The 17,241-nt window shown below is 62.7% G+C and carries 14 protein-coding genes, 1 tRNA gene and 2 pseudogenes; 9 read left to right on the forward strand and 8 right to left on the reverse strand.

What is annotated here, in order from left to right; translation table 11 throughout:
• Positions 1-139: 139 nt before the first annotated feature.
• A complete protein-coding gene (locus Q4G32_RS12255; RefSeq protein ID WP_303351786.1) occupies positions 140-1,591 on the reverse strand; it encodes a UvrD-helicase domain-containing protein in 1,452 nt (483 codons plus the stop codon).
• Positions 1,584-3,329 (reverse strand): ATP-dependent nuclease, encoded by a 1,746-nt coding sequence (locus Q4G32_RS12260; protein WP_303351788.1) that lies wholly within the window; start codon positions 3,327-3,329, stop codon positions 1,584-1,586. The genes Q4G32_RS12255 and Q4G32_RS12260 overlap by 8 nt, the downstream gene beginning before the upstream one ends.
• 268 nt (positions 3,330-3,597) lie before the next feature.
• Between Q4G32_RS12260 and Q4G32_RS12265 the strand changes: the two are divergent.
• Positions 3,598-3,963: pseudogene (locus Q4G32_RS12265) on the forward strand (TrmH family RNA methyltransferase); the annotation flags it as partial.
• A gap of 80 nt (positions 3,964-4,043) precedes the next feature.
• Here Q4G32_RS12265 and Q4G32_RS12270 read toward each other — a convergent pair.
• Positions 4,044-4,116: transfer RNA gene (locus Q4G32_RS12270), tRNA-Arg, on the reverse strand.
• 74 nt (positions 4,117-4,190) lie between these two features.
• Here Q4G32_RS12270 and Q4G32_RS14005 point away from each other — a divergent pair.
• Positions 4,191-5,618, forward strand: a complete 1,428-nt coding sequence (locus Q4G32_RS14005; RefSeq protein WP_368660398.1) for a DUF4031 domain-containing protein — start codon at positions 4,191-4,193, stop codon at positions 5,616-5,618.
• 24 nt (positions 5,619-5,642) lie between these two features.
• On the opposite strand, the gene Q4G32_RS12285 is transcribed toward Q4G32_RS14005, so the two are convergent.
• The 3 genes from Q4G32_RS12285 to Q4G32_RS12295 all read right to left on the reverse strand — a co-directional run bounded on the left by Q4G32_RS12285 (position 5,643) and on the right by Q4G32_RS12295 (position 8,133).
• Positions 5,643-5,918, reverse strand: coding sequence for a hypothetical protein (locus Q4G32_RS12285; protein WP_303351790.1), 276 nt, complete (start codon positions 5,916-5,918; stop codon positions 5,643-5,645).
• A gap of 91 nt (positions 5,919-6,009) precedes the next feature.
• Positions 6,010-7,038, reverse strand: coding sequence for a C40 family peptidase (locus tag Q4G32_RS12290; RefSeq protein WP_303351792.1), 1,029 nt, complete (start codon positions 7,036-7,038; stop codon positions 6,010-6,012).
• Positions 7,039-7,395: 357 nt separating this feature from the next.
• Entirely contained in the window at positions 7,396-8,133 is a 738-nt protein-coding gene (locus tag Q4G32_RS12295; RefSeq protein ID WP_303351794.1) for a metal-dependent transcriptional regulator, read from the reverse strand.
• Positions 8,134-8,601: 468 nt separating this feature from the next.
• Here Q4G32_RS12295 and serC point away from each other — a divergent pair, with 468 nt between their 5' ends.
• Positions 8,602-9,711 (forward strand): phosphoserine transaminase, encoded by a 1,110-nt coding sequence (serC, locus tag Q4G32_RS12300; RefSeq protein WP_441327511.1) that lies wholly within the window; start codon positions 8,602-8,604, stop codon positions 9,709-9,711.
• A gap of 9 nt (positions 9,712-9,720) precedes the next feature.
• A complete protein-coding gene (locus tag Q4G32_RS12305; protein ID WP_303351844.1) occupies positions 9,721-10,527 on the forward strand; it encodes a sulfite exporter TauE/SafE family protein in 807 nt (268 codons plus the stop codon).
• A gap of 36 nt (positions 10,528-10,563) precedes the next feature.
• Here the strand turns inward: Q4G32_RS12305 and Q4G32_RS12310 are convergent.
• Positions 10,564-11,130 (reverse strand): annotated as a pseudogene (locus tag Q4G32_RS12310) (DUF3027 domain-containing protein); the annotation flags it as partial.
• A gap of 16 nt (positions 11,131-11,146) precedes the next feature.
• Positions 11,147-11,530 carry a cold-shock protein gene (locus tag Q4G32_RS12315; RefSeq protein ID WP_303351798.1) on the reverse strand — a complete coding sequence of 128 codons (384 nt, stop codon included), beginning with the start codon at positions 11,528-11,530 and terminating at the stop codon, positions 11,147-11,149.
• A 189-nt stretch (positions 11,531-11,719) separates the two neighbouring features.
• On the opposite strand from Q4G32_RS12315, the gene Q4G32_RS12320 reads away from it, so the two are divergent.
• The 5 genes from Q4G32_RS12320 to Q4G32_RS12340 all read left to right on the forward strand — a co-directional run bounded on the left by Q4G32_RS12320 (position 11,720) and on the right by Q4G32_RS12340 (position 17,207).
• Complete coding sequence (locus tag Q4G32_RS12320; protein WP_303351800.1) at positions 11,720-12,022, forward strand: hypothetical protein; 303 nt, start codon at positions 11,720-11,722, stop codon at positions 12,020-12,022.
• A 107-nt stretch (positions 12,023-12,129) separates the two neighbouring features.
• Positions 12,130-14,058, forward strand: coding sequence for a helicase-associated domain-containing protein (locus Q4G32_RS12325; RefSeq protein WP_303351801.1), 1,929 nt, complete (start codon positions 12,130-12,132; stop codon positions 14,056-14,058).
• Positions 14,051-15,769, forward strand: a complete 1,719-nt coding sequence (locus Q4G32_RS12330; RefSeq protein WP_303351803.1) for a DNA repair helicase XPB — start codon at positions 14,051-14,053, stop codon at positions 15,767-15,769. The genes Q4G32_RS12325 and Q4G32_RS12330 overlap by 8 nt, the downstream gene beginning before the upstream one ends.
• 4 nt (positions 15,770-15,773) lie before the next feature.
• On the forward strand, positions 15,774-16,394 hold the full coding sequence (locus Q4G32_RS12335) for a thymidine kinase (RefSeq protein WP_303351805.1): 621 nt from the start codon (positions 15,774-15,776) through the stop codon (positions 16,392-16,394).
• 102 nt (positions 16,395-16,496) lie between these two features.
• Positions 16,497-17,207 carry a response regulator transcription factor gene (locus Q4G32_RS12340; protein WP_303351807.1) on the forward strand — a complete coding sequence of 237 codons (711 nt, stop codon included), beginning with the start codon at positions 16,497-16,499 and terminating at the stop codon, positions 17,205-17,207.
• The last annotated feature ends 34 nt before the right edge of the window (positions 17,208-17,241 follow it).

Raw genomic sequence — 17,241 nt, forward strand, 5'->3', positions numbered from 1 at the left:
AGGCCTGGACTGATTGGGAATGCCGCCGACATGACCGAGGCGGCCCAGGCCATGTCGTCTCGCAGTCATCTATAAACCAGGTTGCTCGCTGACTTCCACCGGTAGCGCCAAACAGTGAAGAACGGCCCGCCACGGACGGCTACTCGTATTTGAGCTGGAGCCTGGGGTTGCTGCCAATCACGTTGACCGACTTCCTGGCTCTGCTGAGTGCTACATAGAGCTGTCTGGGATCGGTGAAGTTCTGGACGTTCGCGATGATGACGTGGTCGAATTCCAGACCCTTCACCAACAGAGTCCTGGAAGCGACGCGCTTTCGATTGCCTCGCCCGCCGTGACGTAGCCGGTCTCGGATGATCGCCAGGCCTTCCTGCGGAGAGGTTCCTTCCTCAATGCTCCTCTCGACTGCACGGAACGTATCATCCCAGGCTTCTTGTCGGTAAAGAGTCGCTCCCGCTACTGCTCGGATCGCGGCAGCCGACATACACAGCTGGCCGTACGTCGGATTCGTTACTAGACAGTCAAGAGCAGTCTGCACCGAGGTCAGTCCCTTGCGCTTCAGATCTGACACCAGTCGCCCCCGCTCAAGCCGCCCCTTCACTGTTTTATCTAGACCAGATAGACCGACAAAACAGCTCTTGGCCACGTCAACGAGCCACGAAGCGAGAAGCCCGTTTTCAGCCGGAAGGTTAGCAAGATGATTGGCCATGAAACGCCCGGCCATGTCTTCCATCACGGCATACGAACCACCGAGACGACTTGCATGGTTCGCAACTTGTGGCGGCAACTTGTCCAGCAGAACAACCGACTCACGGTTGTTCGATAGACCATGCGCTGCCTTGTTAACCGCCTGCACAGCAGTTCTGCAGTCACTCTGGCGCCACTCAAGCCCGTCGACGGAGTGCGCCGAAAAGTCGAACGATCCTCCGTCGACCAAGGACGGCCGAGTATCAAGTAGCCATTGCCCGAGCGCAACGTTGTGGTCGCGCCAGCGCTGCGGAACGTGCGGCACAAGCTTCGGTGCGAAGTGAGGCAATACATGAGCATCCCAGTCCATCAGAGGGTGTTTCTTATCGAACCCAAAGATGGCTTGGAGACGATCGCCCAAGATCACAGTTCGAGGCACGGCCTGGGAGATTGCGACTACTAATTCGTGTTGGTCGATCGTGCAGTCCTGGTACTCGTCCACAAAGAGATAGTCGAAGCTCACTGCGTGAACCTTGCGAACCGCTGCTGCCTGAGCAACTACGGCTGCACCATTGACGTATGCCCCTGAGTCGTCCCAGTTAGGGACTTCAGGCACATCAATACCAGCAAGTCCTGGATACGACCTTGAGAGCGTGAACGCCCAGCTGGTGACTGTCTCGACTCGCGCTGCGTTCAATGGGACGCCGAAGCGCCGCAATCGCTTACGTATGGCGTCAACACCGGCGTTGGTGTGGGTCAAGACGAGTGACCGCTGCCCTTTCCCTCCTGCCGTGGCGACGCAAGCTGCCAGAAGCTCGGTTTTGCCGGTTCCGGCGGGCATCTCTAAAGAGCATGGAGCTGCGGCAATGACCTCGGCAGCCAACCTGCCCAGTTCGTCACTACCCATTTGTGTCACAAGGTTCTGCGGCAGCAGCTAAAGCTGGAGTCCCGTACACGAACGTCTTGATCTGGTTGAGCCTTGTGAATACGGCTGTGAGGTTCGGGGAGGTGGACCGTGCTAACACCCATTCTCCCAGTGCGCGTCCGGCATCGACGTCCTTAAACCAGCCTCGTTTGATCGCCGCGAGAGCTACAACGTAGCGAGCATCCTTGATCCCGTATGTCTCGAGCCAGTCCAAGACCGTTAGGTTCCTGACTTGCACCTTCCCCCGGCTGTTGATGTCGTCAAGCACCGTGCTTTCAGCCCCCCGATGTTCCACACCGAGTGAGATAAAGGCTTGAAGTTCATCCGCATCGAGCTGGGAGCAGATCTGCGATTCGATGCAGTGGCCATCTTCCCAACGGATAATGGTTGCGCCTGCTTGCTGGGCTTTGAGCACATGAGAGTCGGCTGTTCGTACATCGTTGTCAATCAGAGCCAGCACCGAACACCCGAGTGGAGCCATCGCCTCGGCCCGGTTAGCAGCCTTTTCGCCGCCGTTGCCGTCCTGAATGGCTAAGCCCTCGCCGGCTGAATTCGCAAGTCCCCTTGTGACGCGTTGCTGGTCCCACATATCGAAGCAAGCCATCAAGACACCATGTTCAGTCTTCCCCTCGCCGATGACCACTTTGCGTGCTAGTAGTGAAGAGGGAACCGCTCGCCGGAGAGCCTGCATTACTTCACCCGCCCCGCCGAGCGGGGTAATCTTCACTGCACCATTCGATGCCTGCACTATAGATAGGCTCTCGATGGGAGCTTGTTCGACCACCACTGGAGAGTGTGTGGTCACGAAGACCTGAGAGTACGGATTTTTGTTGAGGTAGTTGAGCAGCCGAACAGCGCGGTGTGGTTCGAGGCCGCTCTCCAACTCGTCGATCACCGCGATTGCACGTTCACCCGCCGCCATCTGCTGTACGGCCAAGCTCACTAGTCGGCGGCTACCGAGACCGTAGGCCATGAGCGGAACCACAGCTTCGTAGAGAGCTAGGTTGGCTCCCATCCCGGAGCGTGAGGCATCAAGTCCAGCACGAATGGCCTTGAAGTCGCTTCCTCCAATCTCGTTGGCGTGGTCCTGGACTTGTTTAACCAACTCGTTCAGCGCAGGGCTGTCGTGTCCGTTGAGCGCTTCGCGGGCAGCTCGCTCTGCGGCGGCCAAAGCCTCCCGCTCTCCGCCGTCTTTCGCCGACATCCGTCCCAGAGCTGATGTGCGACTCCAACGCAACTGAGTATCAGTTCGGTCATCAATTCGGAAGGTCGAGAAGCCACGGCGCTGGCTGGAAGTGATCCTTCGACCTTCACCATCGGCGCGCATAATTTCCCACTGTGGCTCGAGGGATTCGTCCACAGATAGGCACACGACGAGACATGCCTCAAGACCGTCCTCTGGTTCCTGATGAATCTGGCCGTCAGATGCGAGGCCGCTCTGCCAGAAACCGAACGTATCGTCTTTGAGGAGCAGTCCAGGAACGTCGGTCACGATGGCCTTGATCTGGATCGGCTCCGAGGTATCGACACCGTGAAAGTCAAGGTCTGAGAAGGAGACGTTCCAGCGGTCACCAAGCAATAGATATATCGCTTCGAGAATCGTGGACTTGCCACTGTCTCCCGGACCGATCAGGGTGATGAGGCGCTGGTTGTTCGGTAGGGTCCAGTCGAGCTTCTTGAGGCCGCGAAAGTTCTCGATGCTGAGTCGACGGACCTTCATTGTTGCTCCCCAATCTCCTCCACGCCGTCACTGGCGCAAGTTGGTTATTACCCTGGAACCTCCGTTCTAAGGTTAGCCGGGCAGCCTGACAACGTAACTGAAAGCACGACACTAGCCAGACATATTTGACGGCTCATGGCGGTTGGGTAGCGCCAAGACCTACAACCTGCTGGCTAGTCTTGAAATATCGCGTGGCGGCTGCCCCTCGACGTCAGCGGTCCGGCGAGTGACCTGGTTGGCGCGGGCCTGAGCTTGCGCGCTCGGCGCTGCGGGCATCGTCATGATCAACAGTGGTCTCCGCACCATACTGGACCGCTGCCTAATATGGGCGAGTCGCGGCCTGGTGTTCGCGACGTCTGTCATCCTGGCGAGCCGTGCAGAATGCGTTGCCTTCATCCGGAAAGAACGGCTTAAGGTCGCTGCGCTTTCGGTTGATGCAGCGGAACCACTCAGCGCGATCCGCGGGGTCAATGAACGTCTCGCGCTCGTCCTCGGAAGTGAGAGGGACGGGCTCTCCGCCGAGTTGAACGACTTGACCACCTACCGCTACACGATCCCCATGAGCCCGAAGGTCGAGTCACTCAACGTGTCAGTCACCGCCGGGATTGCTCTCTACGAACACAGCTTCCGGTAATGGCAGCAAGTTTGACTGTGGCTCTGTGGCCCGACAGCTCTCACCGATATCGTTTCAGAGCTGCCAGCACTTCCAAAAAGTGCCCCCGAATGGATTCGAACCATCGACACCGGCTTTAGGAGAGCCGTGCTCTATCCCCTGAGCTACGGGGGCAACGCGGACCATCATACGGCCCACTTGACGCAGCCCAAGTCACGCACCGGCGCGGGCCGGATAGATTGACCACCATGCCCGTCTACATCGACCCTCCCCGCTGGCCCGCCCACGGCACCGAGTTCTCCCACCTGATCTCGGACACGTCCTTGGTGGAACTCCATACCGCCGCTGAGCGGATAGGTCTGTCTCGCCGAGCCTTTGACCGCGACCACTACGACCTCCCCCGCGAGCGCTACGACGACGCCGTTGCCGCCGGAGCCATTGAGGTGGATGGCAAGGAGTTGGTACGGATCTTGGTGGCCTCCGGGCTGCGGATTCCTGCGGCGAGGCGCAATGACAAGGTATTGACGGCGCTGCGTCGTCGTTGGAACACAGCTGTGGGTGACACGGAGCCGTTACAGCGGTTGCGGGAGACGCTGCTGGCGGGGTGGGGCGAACCGCACCGGCACTATCACGACCGCACGCACCTGCTGGCCACGCTCACAGCGTTGGACGACCTCACGGACGGGCAGCCACCGCTGGAAGTGGCCCTGGGGGTTTGGTTCCACGACGTCGTCTACGAAGGCCAAGCCGGTGCCGATGAAGAAGCCTCAGCCCAGTTCGCGGAAACCACCCTGCCACAGGTTGGAATGGAGGAGGCCACCACACAGGAGGTGGCGCGGCTGGTGCGGATGACCGCCCACCACAACCCCGCACCGGATGACACCAACGGGGCGTTGCTCTCGGACGCCGATCTGTCTGTACTGGGCAGTGAACCTGCCCGCTACGCCGATTACGTGCGGCGGGTGCGGGCGGAGTATCCACAGGTTCCGGAGTACGAGTTCGTTCACGCTCGGCTGCTGATCCTGGAGCGGTTGGACCCGGCCGCCATCTACAAAACTGAACGCGCCCGCACCCTCTGGGGCCGGCAGGCGCGGGAAAACCTTGCGGTTGAGATCGACGAGCTGCGCCTGGGCTCGCTGGCCCGTGTCCAGGCGCCGGACTGGTGCAAGGTGCTGCCGATTGTGGGCGTCTGCTTTGTCCGGGACGGGCAACTGCTCACGGTACGCAAGCGCGGCACCCGCATGTTCATGCTGGTGGGCGGCAAGATCGAGCCGGATGAGTCCCCCACAACCGCCGCGCTACGGGAGATCCGCGAGGAAGTGGGGCTGTCCCTGACCGCCGCCGATCTGGAGTCCCTGGGCCAGTTCTCTTCCCCAGCCGCCAATGAGCCCGCCACCTGGATTGACTCCACAGTTTTTCTGGCCCCGGCACTTTCCGCAGCACAACACAACAACGACGACGCCGCTAACCCGCTGCCCCTGACCGCCCAAGCGGAAATTGCTGAACTGCGTGAGCTGGACCTGGCACCGCAAGCTGTGAAGGAGGCGGAAGACACGCTGGCCCCTCTGGTCCGCCGGCAAGTGCTGCCACTGCTACGCAGGCGAGACAGCCGCTTCTGGTCTGCGCACTGCGGGCCACTGGGGCCCTACACCCTGGAGACTGAACCGCAGTCCTGAGCTAATACCGCGCGCGGTGCTGACTCAGCTGCGTGTATTGGGGCCGGAGTCCTTGGGCTTGCGGCGGTACAGGACGGCCGCCACCACCAGACCCACCAGAATGCCCACGCCACCTGCAACGGAAACCCACATGGCGGCATGGCCCAGCGGAATGGACATGAGCAACCCGATGATCACTCCCGGGACGGCACCGGCCACCATCCCCACCGCCAGGTAGGTGTACTCCTGATCGGCGCGGGTGCGCGAGGAGGCGCTGTAGTCACGCGGGGGCTGGGCGGTGGGTCGGTTGTTGGAGGCCATGACTCCACACTATCCACCCCGGTTGATCCCCGTAGGGGCCACGTTGCCCATGCCACACAGCTGCGGCCTGCCAGGGACGGTCAGCACAAAATCACCGATAGGTGTAAAAACCATCCACAGGCATGGCATGGATGGAATGCACCACCGTTCCCTCCTGCGGATTGAGCGCAGAAATCATCTGATCCCCGCCCAGGTAAATCCCCACATGGCTACCACCGTTCTGAGACACCAGATCCCCCGGTTGTGGTGTGGCAGTGGGAGTGGCTGCTGCGAACTGGTCCCAGGTGACCCGTGGAATCGTGATGCCGTTCTGGGCATAGACCCACTGCGTGAAGCCCGAGCAATCCCAGGCCATGTAATCGGTTCCACCCCACACATAAGCCCCGCCCAAGCCTTGATGGGCAGTATCCACAAGAACCGCATCGGAGACCGCATTCGATGCGGGACTCTGTGCGGCAGAGGCCGGCGGTTCCGCAGGTGGAGCAGCTGGGGAAGGTGTTTGTGGTGCAGACACTGCGGGCAATTCCCCGCCGAATGGGGCGGCGGCCACTGCCGCCAGGTCCCCCATCCCCGGATCGGTCACTGCAGCAGGACTTTCCCCCGGACTGGTGCTGGTCCACAAAGCCGTGGGAGTGGATTGCACAGTCAGGCCGGGGTCCGCTGTGTCCGTGCTACGGGCCGGGGCCCCAGGTGTGGCGGAACTGCTGGTACGCCCATCGGCATAGACAAACGTGACCACACCGTCAGCATTCGTGGACCAGGAAAAGGTCCAGTTGTTTGCATCAGCGGCAGCACGATCAAAACCACTGTCATCCGGAACGGTCCCCGTCACCGTGGCCCAATCCGGGAACTCCACGGGTGCCGCTTGGGCCGGCGCCACGCTGAAAGTGGCAGCACCCACAGCACCCAAGCCCAGCATTCCGCCCACCCACCATGGATGTTTGACCGGCCCCCAGGTGGTCAAGACACCAGATTTACGCTCCGCGCGCCCATCTGCCCCGGGGGCGGCACCACGGGACGGGTGCAAGGAACTGCCGATGGTGGTGTCACTGGGCGGTGCAACAAAGCACCAGCTGGTGGCGCCCACGGCCGGGAGATTCAGAGTTCGGCGGGATGGCACGGTTTGACGGGATGGTTCAGCTTGGTGGGCTGGCGCGGTTTGACGGGCTGGCACAGTTTGGCCGAGCGGCAGAGTTTCACAGGGCGGCATGGCTGAGTCCTTTGGCAGTTCGGGGTGGCTGCGCTGCCACCCGGGCGGATCAATGCCTCACACGCTAGGCCGTGGCATTTTCTGGACCGCCCCAAGCAGCTCCTCAAACAACCTTTTGATAGCCCCGAGTTGATCAATCCACTCTGCGACCCGCTTAAAACTCACTCAATAAAGGTCACGCCTCAGCCTGTGGAGGGCCCACCGACCCGCAGCACGTCGTCACCAGGCACAGGCACACGGGTACACAGGTACTGCTTCAGGAAAACTTCAGACCTGGGTCACACACAGGGCCTGCGCCACCTTGTTAGACACGCGCACCTGCGCCCCGGCCTCGGAGGTGTCTGCACGCTGGATGACCACCCAGTCGTCGTCGTCAAGCTCGGCGGTGAATGCCGCGCCGGTGAGCACCCCAGCCTCTGCCAAGGCGGGTACGGATTCGCCATCCGCTTGCACCACCTCCGGCACCCCCAGCAGAGTGAATGGCCCCGTGGCACCATCCCTCAGCATGGTCAGTAGGCGTGGCAGGTTGGCCAGCGCTCCGGACGGTGCAGCCAGGAGAGCGTTGATGGCCGTCTGCTCGTCCTCGGCAGTCAAACCATCCAGGCCCGGGATGGGCATGCCGTACGGGGAAGCCTCCGGAGCGTCCAGAAGAACCATCAGACGGCGCTCCACGTCTTCGCTCATCACGTGCTCCCAGCGGCAGGCTTCGTCATGCACTTGGGAGAGCTCCAGCCCAATCACATCTGCCAGCAGGCGCTCCGCCAAACGGTGCTTGCGCATGACCTTGACGGCAGTTTCCCGGCCGTCATCCGTGAGAGCAATCCGGCGGTCCGGCAGCACGGTCAACAAACCGTCGCGTTCCATGCGGGACACGGTTTGGGAGACCGTGGGACCGGAATGATCCAGGCGTTCCACAATGCGAGCGCGCATGGGAGGGATACCCTCCTCCTCCAACTCCAAAACGGTGCGCAAGTACATCTCCGTTGTATCAATCAGATCAGTCACGAACTTCTCCTGCACGCGTTGGGGGAATCGGCCAATGAACAGTGGTGCATTCATCCGGGTGGAACGCATGTGCTGCGATGAGCCGCAAGATGAACGGACACAGCCTAACCAGGCGCCGTGGATTCATTGTATCTGCCTGCTCGCGGGCGCACTTGTCCACCGCTGGTGGTGGCTGTCTGCCCGCGCTGGTCACGCAGCCAACGGAACCGGTCAACGCAATCCGCGGCATGCACCCCACTGGTCGGCTCCCGGGTGGGGCACAATGGCCGCAGGAGTTAACGCATCCTGCGGTACACCCGGGGATGCCCTCCACCTGCCACGCGGCTGCGCTCTGATTGCAAAGCCCACCTGGTAGTACCCCATACAGCTCACGTCCGATGAACTGTATGGGTACTGTCCCTGTTGAATCGTCTGATTGATCCCGCTCGGAGGCCTCTGTTGTCGCGTCCCATCTCCATCCCCGACCACATGCTCCCTGCCGATGGCCGCTTTGGTTCCGGCCCGTCCAAAGTCCGGGAGGACCAGGTAGGTGCCCTGGCGCGGGCCGGACGCAATCTTTTGGGGACTTCCCACCGACAAGCACCGGTCAAGGACATGGTGGGCCGCATCCGCAGCGGCTTGGGTGAGTTTTTTGAGCTCCCGGACGGTTACGAAATCCTGCTGGGCCTGGGCGGTGCCACCACGTTCTGGGATGCCGCGGCTTGTGGGCTGGTCAACCGCAAAGCCCAGCACGCCACGTTCGGTGAGTTCGGCGCCAAGTTTGCCGCAGCCACCCATAAAGCTCCGTTCTTGGAACCGTCCACCATTCGCACCGCGGAGGCCGGCACCCGTACGGATGTGGTGGCGGAAGACGGGGTGGATGTCTACGCCTGGCCCCACAACGAAACCTCAACCGGCGTCATGGCCCCCGTACGCCGCCCGGACGGTGTTGACCGCGCCCAACCTGGCACTGATGATCCGCTGATTCTGGTGGATGCAACCTCCGCTGCCGGCGGCACAGCCGTGGACATCTCCGAAACGGACGTTTATTACTTCTCCCCGCAGAAAAACTTTGCCTCCGACGGCGGCCTGTGGTTCGGTGCGTTCTCACCGGCAGCCATTGACCGTATCCAGCGCATTGCCGCTTCCGATCGGTGGATTCCGGACTCCCTGTCCCTACAGGCGGCGGTGGAGAACTCGCGCAAGAACCAGACCCTGAACACCCCGGGATTGGCCGGACTGGTCATGTTGGATGACCAGGTGCGTTGGCTCAACGAACAGGGCGGCATGACCTGGGCCGCAGCACGCACCAAGGAGTCCTCTGACCGGGTCTATGCCTGGGCGGAGGCGCAAGATTTCACCACTCCGTTCGTAGCCCGCCCGGAGGACCGCTCCACCGTGGTGGCCACCGTGGATTTCAACGACGACGTCGACGCCGCCACCATCAGCTCAGCCCTACGTGCTCACGGTGTGGTGGACATTGAGCCCTACCGAAAGTTGGGCCGCAATCAATTGCGGATCGCCACCTTCAGCGCAGTGGAGCCGGACGATGTCTCCGCGCTGCTGGCCTGCATCGACCTTGTCGTCGAACAACTCTGACCCGTGGAGATCGCGGCACTCTTTGGGGAGATCCCCCTTGGCGTTGTGGCACTGGTGCTCCTGGCTGCGCTGGCGGCCGGGTGGATTGATGCCGTGGTGGGTGGCGGTGGGTTGATTCAACTTCCGGCGCTGCTGCTGGTGCCTGGGATCTCCCCGGTGCAAGCCCTGGCCACCAACAAGTTGGGGTCTGTGTTCGGCACCACCACCAGCGCCATCACGTGGTTTCGCCGGGTCAAACCGGACTTACGCACGGCATTGCCCATGGCGATCATTGCCCTGGTGGGCAGTTATTTTGGGGCCAACCTTGCAGCACTGCTGCCCTCCACCATTTTCAAACCCATCATTGTGGTGGCGCTGATTGTGGTGGCTGCCGTGACCCTGGCCCGCCCCACCTTGGGTGCTGCCCTGAAGTACCAGGGCCCCAGCCGCAAGCACTACACGGTGGCGGCGTGCATTGGGCTGGCCATCGGCTTTTACGACGGTCTGATCGGCCCCGGAACGGGCACATTTTTGATCATGGCGTTGATTGCCGCCGCCGGCTACGACTTCCTGATGGCAAGTTCCACCGCCAAAATCGTCAATGTGGCCACCAACATTGGTGCCCTGGCCTACTTCATCCCGCAGGGCCACACCCTGTGGGCATTGGGCCTGGCCATGGGGGTGGCCAACATGGTGGGTGGCTACACGGGCTCACGCATGGCCGTTGCCCGCGGCAATCGGTTCATCCGGATCGCTTTCCTGGTGGTGGTCGCCGCTCTGATCATCAAGGTCGGCTACGACGTCTGGGTGGAGAACCTGACTCCCCTGCTCAGTTGATTCCGCAGCTGCATCGTCGTCCGTGGACTCCTGGGTCTGCGCGTCCTCGCTGTCAGAATCGTGCTCATCGGGTGCGGAGCCGTGTTCGTCCTCGTCGCGTTCATCCTCGCTGCGTTCATCTTCATTGAGCCGTTCAGACCACGGCACCCACTCAGGCGCCAACAAAGCATTGTCCGAAGGCAGAAGACCGGTCTCACACACCGTGGGCACGGTTTGGCGCGGCGCACGCGCCAAGGTCACGTACCACTCCCAGTCCCGGTAACCACGCTTGGTCGAGGGGAAATAGTGGGTGACCAGGCGGTCGTCGTCGGCCACCACACGGTGCCCGTCCCCAATCTCCTCCGCAGGGACCAGTGCCTTCAAGGCCTCCAGCGCAAATCCCTGCGCCTTGGCCAATTTCTGGTCCAGGGCTGGTTTACGACGCCGGTGCTCACCCGGGGCGCTCGCACTCACCTGATCGCGGCTCTTCTGCCCAGGCGTGGTCTGCTGAGGTTCCACCTGGGCGCTGGGTTCACATGCAGCATTGGGCTCAGGTGCGGTGCTGGGCTCCGTCCTGGTATTGGGCTCAGGTACGGCGTCGTTGAGGTCAGGGGTGTGGGACATGGCAGTTCGGTGCTTCTCAGACGTCCAGATTGTCCGCGACCGTGCGCAGGATGGTGGCGATCTTCTTGCCGTGGGCCCGATCCGGGTATTTGCCGTGCTGCAGGCCGCCGGAAATATCGTCCAGGAGCTTGATCAGGTCTTCGTTGATCACAGCCATCCGCTCGGCCGGCATGCGGTTGTTTTTGGCCACGGACGGCGTGCGTTCGATCACGGTGGCGGACAGGGCGGAAGGCCCCTTACGGCCATCCGCAATGCCGAACTCCAGGCGGGTTCCGGGGCTGACGGTGTCCATCCCGGCGGGCAGGGCGCTGCCGTGCAGGAAGACCTCTCCGCCGTCGTCACTTGCCAGGAAGCCGAATCCTTTGTCGGCATCGAACCACTTGACCTTGCCAGTGGGCACTTTCTTGACCTCAGTTCTTGTGGTGCTTGGGGTGGGTGCAGCAGGCAACCCGCTTTGTGTGAATCGTGGATGAATCACGGGCCCCTGGTGCGCAAATCCTTAGTTTAGTCGCTGACCGCACCGGGTGGGCATTCGATCAGAGCGGATCGGGACGCTGACGGCGAACGATGGGGCGGTATTCTGGTGGGCATGTCTGCCAGCAAGTCCCCCGCCACCACATCCGCGTCCCACTCCACCCCACGGCCCCAAAATTCGCAGGGTTCACAGGCAGTGCGCTCGGAGTCCGGTATGAGCCTGTGGGGCTGGCTGGCCGTGGTGCTGTTTGTCACCTCCGGTATTGCGCTGACGGTCATGCTCATTCTGAAGTGGGGCACCGGTGGCGGAGAAGTGTGGCCCTGGTTCACCCGCTACTTCTACTTTGCTTTCCCCGCAGCCTTCCTGTGCTTGATCTTGGCGCTGTTGCAAACCTTGATCCAGCGCCGCCGCGCGTGACGGTGCTTCCTCCGCAATTCCTGGCTGACCTGAGCCAACGTAACGCTGAGCAACTTTGCACACTGCTCACCCGCCGGCCCCAGGTGGCGGCGGCCACCCCTGTGACCGTGGCTGAATTGGCTGCCCAGTTGAGCACTCGGGCCTCAGTGCATGCTGCCATCCAGGAGTTGAACCGAGCCCAGCTGGACGCCCTGGAACGTGCGGTGATCCTGGGCTCGCACACCCTCTCCCAAGACCGCGCCACGGCTTCACTGCACGATCTGGCTCTGGTGTATCCGACTGAGGATTCCTGGCGGTTGGCCCCGGAGGTGGGTGCGGGCCTGGGCCGTTATCCGGCGGGTCTGGGGCGCCCCTACTCGGTGCTGGCCACAACCCGAGACAGTGATTCCCCGGCGGTACCCGCACCACCACGTGCCACACCGGATCTCTCCCTGCTGGCCGATACCCCGGAACGTCCAGCGGAAATCCTGGCCGAGTTCGCCTCACGCCCGCTGGGATTTCTGCGCAATGCCCGGCGTGAACCGATTGCCCATGATCCCCAGAACCATCCCGTGGACTGGCTGCTGGCACACCGCCTGCTGGTCCCCGTGGACGGTCAGCACGTTGAAGTGCCGCGAGAGGTGGGGTTGGCGCTGCACGGCGGTGACCCCTGGGCGCAGCACGCACCAGCGGTCCCGCAACACAACGGCGCGGCGGTGAAGCCCCTGATTCGGGACAACGCCGCTTTGGCAGCCATTCCGGAGCTGGTCCGCGACCTCACAGAGGTGCGCTTGGCACTGGGGCAGCGCCCCGTGGACCCCTTGCGCGACGGCGGAATTGGGGTCCGGGAGCGACGGCGCCTCACAGCCGAACTGGAGCTTCCGGGTGAGCGCGTGGACCTGTTGTTGGGCTACGCATTCTTGGGTGGCTTGATCCACCCCTCAGATGCGGACGGATCGTGGCGCCCCGCGCCGGTCCCGTGGGAGGCCCTGGGCCTGGCTGATGCTTACGGGGTGCTGCTCAGCGCATGGTGGGGCTCACGCTGCCTGCCATCCTCCGTGGGCACCCACCGACGCGACGGGTCCGTGGTGGCCCCGCTCATGGAGTCCTCCCAGGTCACGGAGGCTCCGGCATTGCGGGCCGCCGTGCTGTTGGCTCTGTCCCAGGCCAAAGATGGTGCGCCCTCACCGCAGTGGGTGCTGGAAGCCGCCACGTGGTTGCGTCCTCGGTTGGCTCCGCTGTTGACACGGTATGGCCCAGGGTTGCTGCAGGAGTGTGCCGATCTGGGTCTCACGGGTGCGGGAGCCCCCACTGACACGTTGCAGGAACTCCTGACGTCCGGGCCGCAGGCCGCAGCACGGACCGTGGCTCAGCATCTACCGCCGGCCAGCACCTCAGTGATGGCCCAGGGCGATCACACCGCAGTCTCCCCCGGGCCGTTGGCGCCTGCCACCGCTGCACTTCTACGGCTGGTGGCGGATTCGGAAGGCCGCGGCCCAGCTGCCACTTTCCGCTTCACGGTGGGCTCGCTGCAACGCGGTTTGGCTGCCGGCTACCACACGGGAGACCTGCGCCAGATTCTCCAACAGCTGTTGGGAGGTAGTGTTCCCCCATGGCTGGAGAACCTTCTGGAAGAGGCCCAACGGACCCACGGCGCTTTACGCATCCACACCGCGCACCGGGTGGTCACCGGGCGTGCTGACCTGGTGGAGGTCATGGCTCGCTCCTTGGAGTCACAGCAGTACCACGCCGTTCGTGTGGCCCCGGAAATTCTGATCCTCACGCCTCGTGCGTCCAGCTCCAGTGCCGCCGCCTCTCGGAGCCATGCCCGCCGCGATCCTTTGGACACGGCCCTGTTCAAAGCTGCCGAGAAAGCCGGAATTCAACCCACCACAGCAAGCACCGATTATCGCCCGTTACGGGAGATCACCGGTCCCCTGGCTGAACTGATGGAGTTGATTCCACCGGGGGCACCGGCGTCGTCGTCCGTGGACCCTGAGCACGTGAGCACCGTGGCCGAGCGGCTGGCCCGCGCTGGAGGGGGAAGTGATGTCTGAACAGCCCGCGCAACCGGGCCCTCTGGTGGTGCAGTCGGACAGGACTGTGCTGTTGGAAGTGGATCACCCGCAGGCTGAGGTCGCTCGGCGCCAACTGGCTGTCTTTGCTGAACTGGAACGCGCTCCGGAGCACATCCACACCTACCGCATCACGCCTCTGGGGTTGTGGAATGCGCGTGCCGCGGGGGTGGATGCGGAGTCTGTGGTGAACACCCTGCTGGAGTTCTCCCGCTACCCCGTGCCGCATGCCTTGCTGATGGATGTTGATGAAACCATGACTCGGTGGGGGCGTCTGGTTTTGGAGAAGGACCCCGTGCACGGTTTGGTGCTGCGCTGTGACGATCCTCCCGTCTATGCCGAAATTGCGCGTGCCACAAAAATTGAGCCGCTGTTGGGGGGGCGGATTGACCCCCGCACCACGGTGGTCCACGCCCAGGCGCGGGGTGAGCTCAAACAACAGTTGCTCAAACTCGGCTGGCCCGCTGAGGATCGGGCGGGTTACGTGGACGGCACCCCGTATCCGATCACGTTGTCGCACGTGGATACCCGAACCGGTGCGCACTGGGAGTTGCGGCCCTACCAAGCTGCGGCAGCTGATGCTTTCTGGGCCGCGGGGGCCGGGACCGTGGTGTTGCCCTGTGGCGCCGGCAAAACCGTGGTGGGTGCCGCCGTACTGGCAGCTTCCTCCACCACGGCGCTGATCCTGTGCACCTCAGCGGTGGCGGCGCGCCAGTGGCGCCAGGAACTTTTGGCCAGAACCTCGCTGACCGAAGACGAGGTCAGCGAATACACGTCCCGCTCCAAAACTGTCCGCCCGGTCACCATTGCCACCTACCAGATGCTGGCCACCCGCCGCGGGGAGTTCTGGCCGCATCTGGAGTTGTTGGATGGTCAGGACTGGGGTCTGATCATCTATGACGAAGTTCATTTGCTGCCCGCCCCCGTCTTCCGCCGCACAGCTGAGATCCAAGCCCGGCGGCGGCTGGGACTGACGGCCACGTTGGTGCGCGAAGACGGCCGGGAGGGAGAGGTGTTCTCTCTGATCGGCCCCAAACGATTTGAGGCTCCGTGGAAGAGCATGGAAGCTCAGGGATGGATTGCACCCGCCGAATGCGTGGAGGTTCGCGTGGATCTCCCCGAATCCGACCGCCTGGTGTACGCCACGGCCGAGGATGCCGACCGCTACCGGCTGGCAGCCTCCTCCCCGTTGAAAACCCAGGTGGTGCGCCAGCTCCTCCACCAGCATCCGGGCGAACAAGCCCTGGTGATCGGGCAGTTCGTGGAACAACTCGAAGAACTCGGGGAGGCCCTTGACGCCCCGGTGCTCACCGGCAAAACCCCGCCCAAAAAGCGGCAAGTCCTCTACGATCAATTCCGCTCCGGGGCCATCCCCGTGCTGGTGGTCTCCAAGGTGGCCAACTTCTCCGTGGACCTGCCATCGGCCACCGTGGCTGTGCAAGTTTCCGGTACCTTCGGTTCCCGGCAGGAGGAGGCGCAACGGTTGGGTCGGCTCCTGCGTCCCGCACCGGATGGACGTCAGGCCACCTTTTACACCGTGGTGGCCCGGGACACCGTGGACACCACCTTTGCCGCCAAGCGCCAACGTTTCTTGGCCGAGCAGGGGTATTCCTATCGGATGGTGGACGCCGGGGAGCTACCCGCCGTCGTTGTTGAGAACCAGCCACCCGCTGAGCCTGCAGAGGAGAACTGAACCAGTGGCCAAGCTGTATTTCCGCCACGGAGCCATGAACTCCGGCAAGTCCACGGCGCTGTTACAGGCCGCGTTCAACTACGAAGAACGCGGTCAACGTGTGCTGCTGGCCAAAGCCCAGGTGGACACCAAGGGGGACGCCCAAGTGGTCTCCCGTTTGGGGATTTCCCGCACCGTGGACCTGCTGATTGCCCCGGACGACGACGTTCGCGCCCGCTTCCGCACGCTGGCTTCAGGAGAGGAACCCGAAGCTCTGGTGGGAGGCCTCCAGCTTCCCCCGGTGGCCTGCTTACTGGTGGATGAAGCCCAGTTCCTAGCCCCCGAACAGGTGGAGGACCTGCTGCGCATAGCCGTGCTGGACGGCGTACCTGTGTTGGCCTACGGCATTCGCACGGACTTTCGCACCCGGTCCTTCCCGGGCTCAGCCAGGCTGCTTGAACTGGCCCACTCTCTGGAGGAACTGAAAACAATTTGCCGCTGTGGACGCAAAGCCATGTTCAATGCGCGTAGCGTGGACGGCACGTTTGTGTTCGCCGGTGACCAGGTGGCCATTGACGGTGAGGTCAATTACGAATCGCTGTGCGCGGCCTGCTATCTGCGCTTCTCACACGGTCATCTGGGATAGGGCAGACTGGCCTCACAACCGAAATTGCCGCGCAGCCAGCACACAGGCGGGACATGCAACCGTCACAGTTGGCTCACAGAAAACGTGGAGAGAATCAAGCCTGTGAATACTAAAACTCCTGAAGCAAAACTGCTGGTTGTTGACGATGAACCCAACATCCTTGAATTGCTGGCCACCTCCCTGCGCTTCGCCGGGTTTGATGTTGTCACCGCCGCCAACGGTCGGGACGCCATCACCAAGGCTGAGCAGGAGAACCCCGACCTGGCAGTCCTGGACGTCATGCTGCCGGACCTGGACGGCTTTGCCGTGACCCGCAAGCTGCGCGCAGAGGGCCGCAGCTTCCCCATCGTGTTCCTCACCGCCAAGGATGACACGGACGACAAGGTCCAGGGCCTCACCGTGGGTGGCGATGACTACGTGACCAAGCCGTTCAGCCTGGATGAAGTGGTGGCTCGAATCCGTGCCGTGCTGCGCCGCACCCAGCCCGCGGAGGACGACGACTCCCGCCTGCGCGTGGACGATCTTGTCCTGGACGACGACGCCCACGAGGTCTTCCGTGGCGAACGTGAAATCGACCTCTCCCCCACGGAATTCAAGCTGCTGCGCTACCTGATGCTCAACCCCAACCGGGTGCTCTCCAAGGCCCAGATCTTGGATCACGTGTGGGAATACGACTTCAACGGGGATGCCTCCATTGTGGAGTCCTACATCTCCTACCTGCGCCGCAAAATCGACAACGATCCCGAGCTGCCCCCGTTGATCCACACCAAGCGCGGGGTGGGTTACCTGTTGCGTACGGGCAACAAGCACTGAGGTCGGTGGGAATCGAGTGGGTCTGGGACTTCTC

This window comes from Kocuria sp. (assembly GCF_030538595.1).
Classification (GTDB): domain Bacteria; phylum Actinomycetota; class Actinomycetes; order Actinomycetales; family Micrococcaceae; genus Kocuria.

Coding starts and splice junctions, on each gene's coding strand:
- Q4G32_RS12255 (WP_303351786.1), bottom strand. CDS start 1,591: ATGGGTAGTGACGAACTGGGCAGGTTGGCTGCCGAGGTCATTGCCGCA.
- Q4G32_RS12260 (WP_303351788.1), bottom strand. CDS start 3,329: ATGAAGGTCCGTCGACTCAGCATCGAGAACTTTCGCGGCCTCAAGAAG.
- Q4G32_RS14005 (WP_368660398.1), top strand. CDS start 4,191: ATGCCCGTCTACATCGACCCTCCCCGCTGGCCCGCCCACGGCACCGAG.
- Q4G32_RS12285 (WP_303351790.1), bottom strand. CDS start 5,918: ATGGCCTCCAACAACCGACCCACCGCCCAGCCCCCGCGTGACTACAGC.
- serC (WP_441327511.1), top strand. CDS start 8,602: ATGCTCCCTGCCGATGGCCGCTTTGGTTCCGGCCCGTCCAAAGTCCGG.
- Q4G32_RS12320 (WP_303351800.1), top strand. CDS start 11,720: ATGTCTGCCAGCAAGTCCCCCGCCACCACATCCGCGTCCCACTCCACC.
- Q4G32_RS12330 (WP_303351803.1), top strand. CDS start 14,051: ATGTCTGAACAGCCCGCGCAACCGGGCCCTCTGGTGGTGCAGTCGGAC.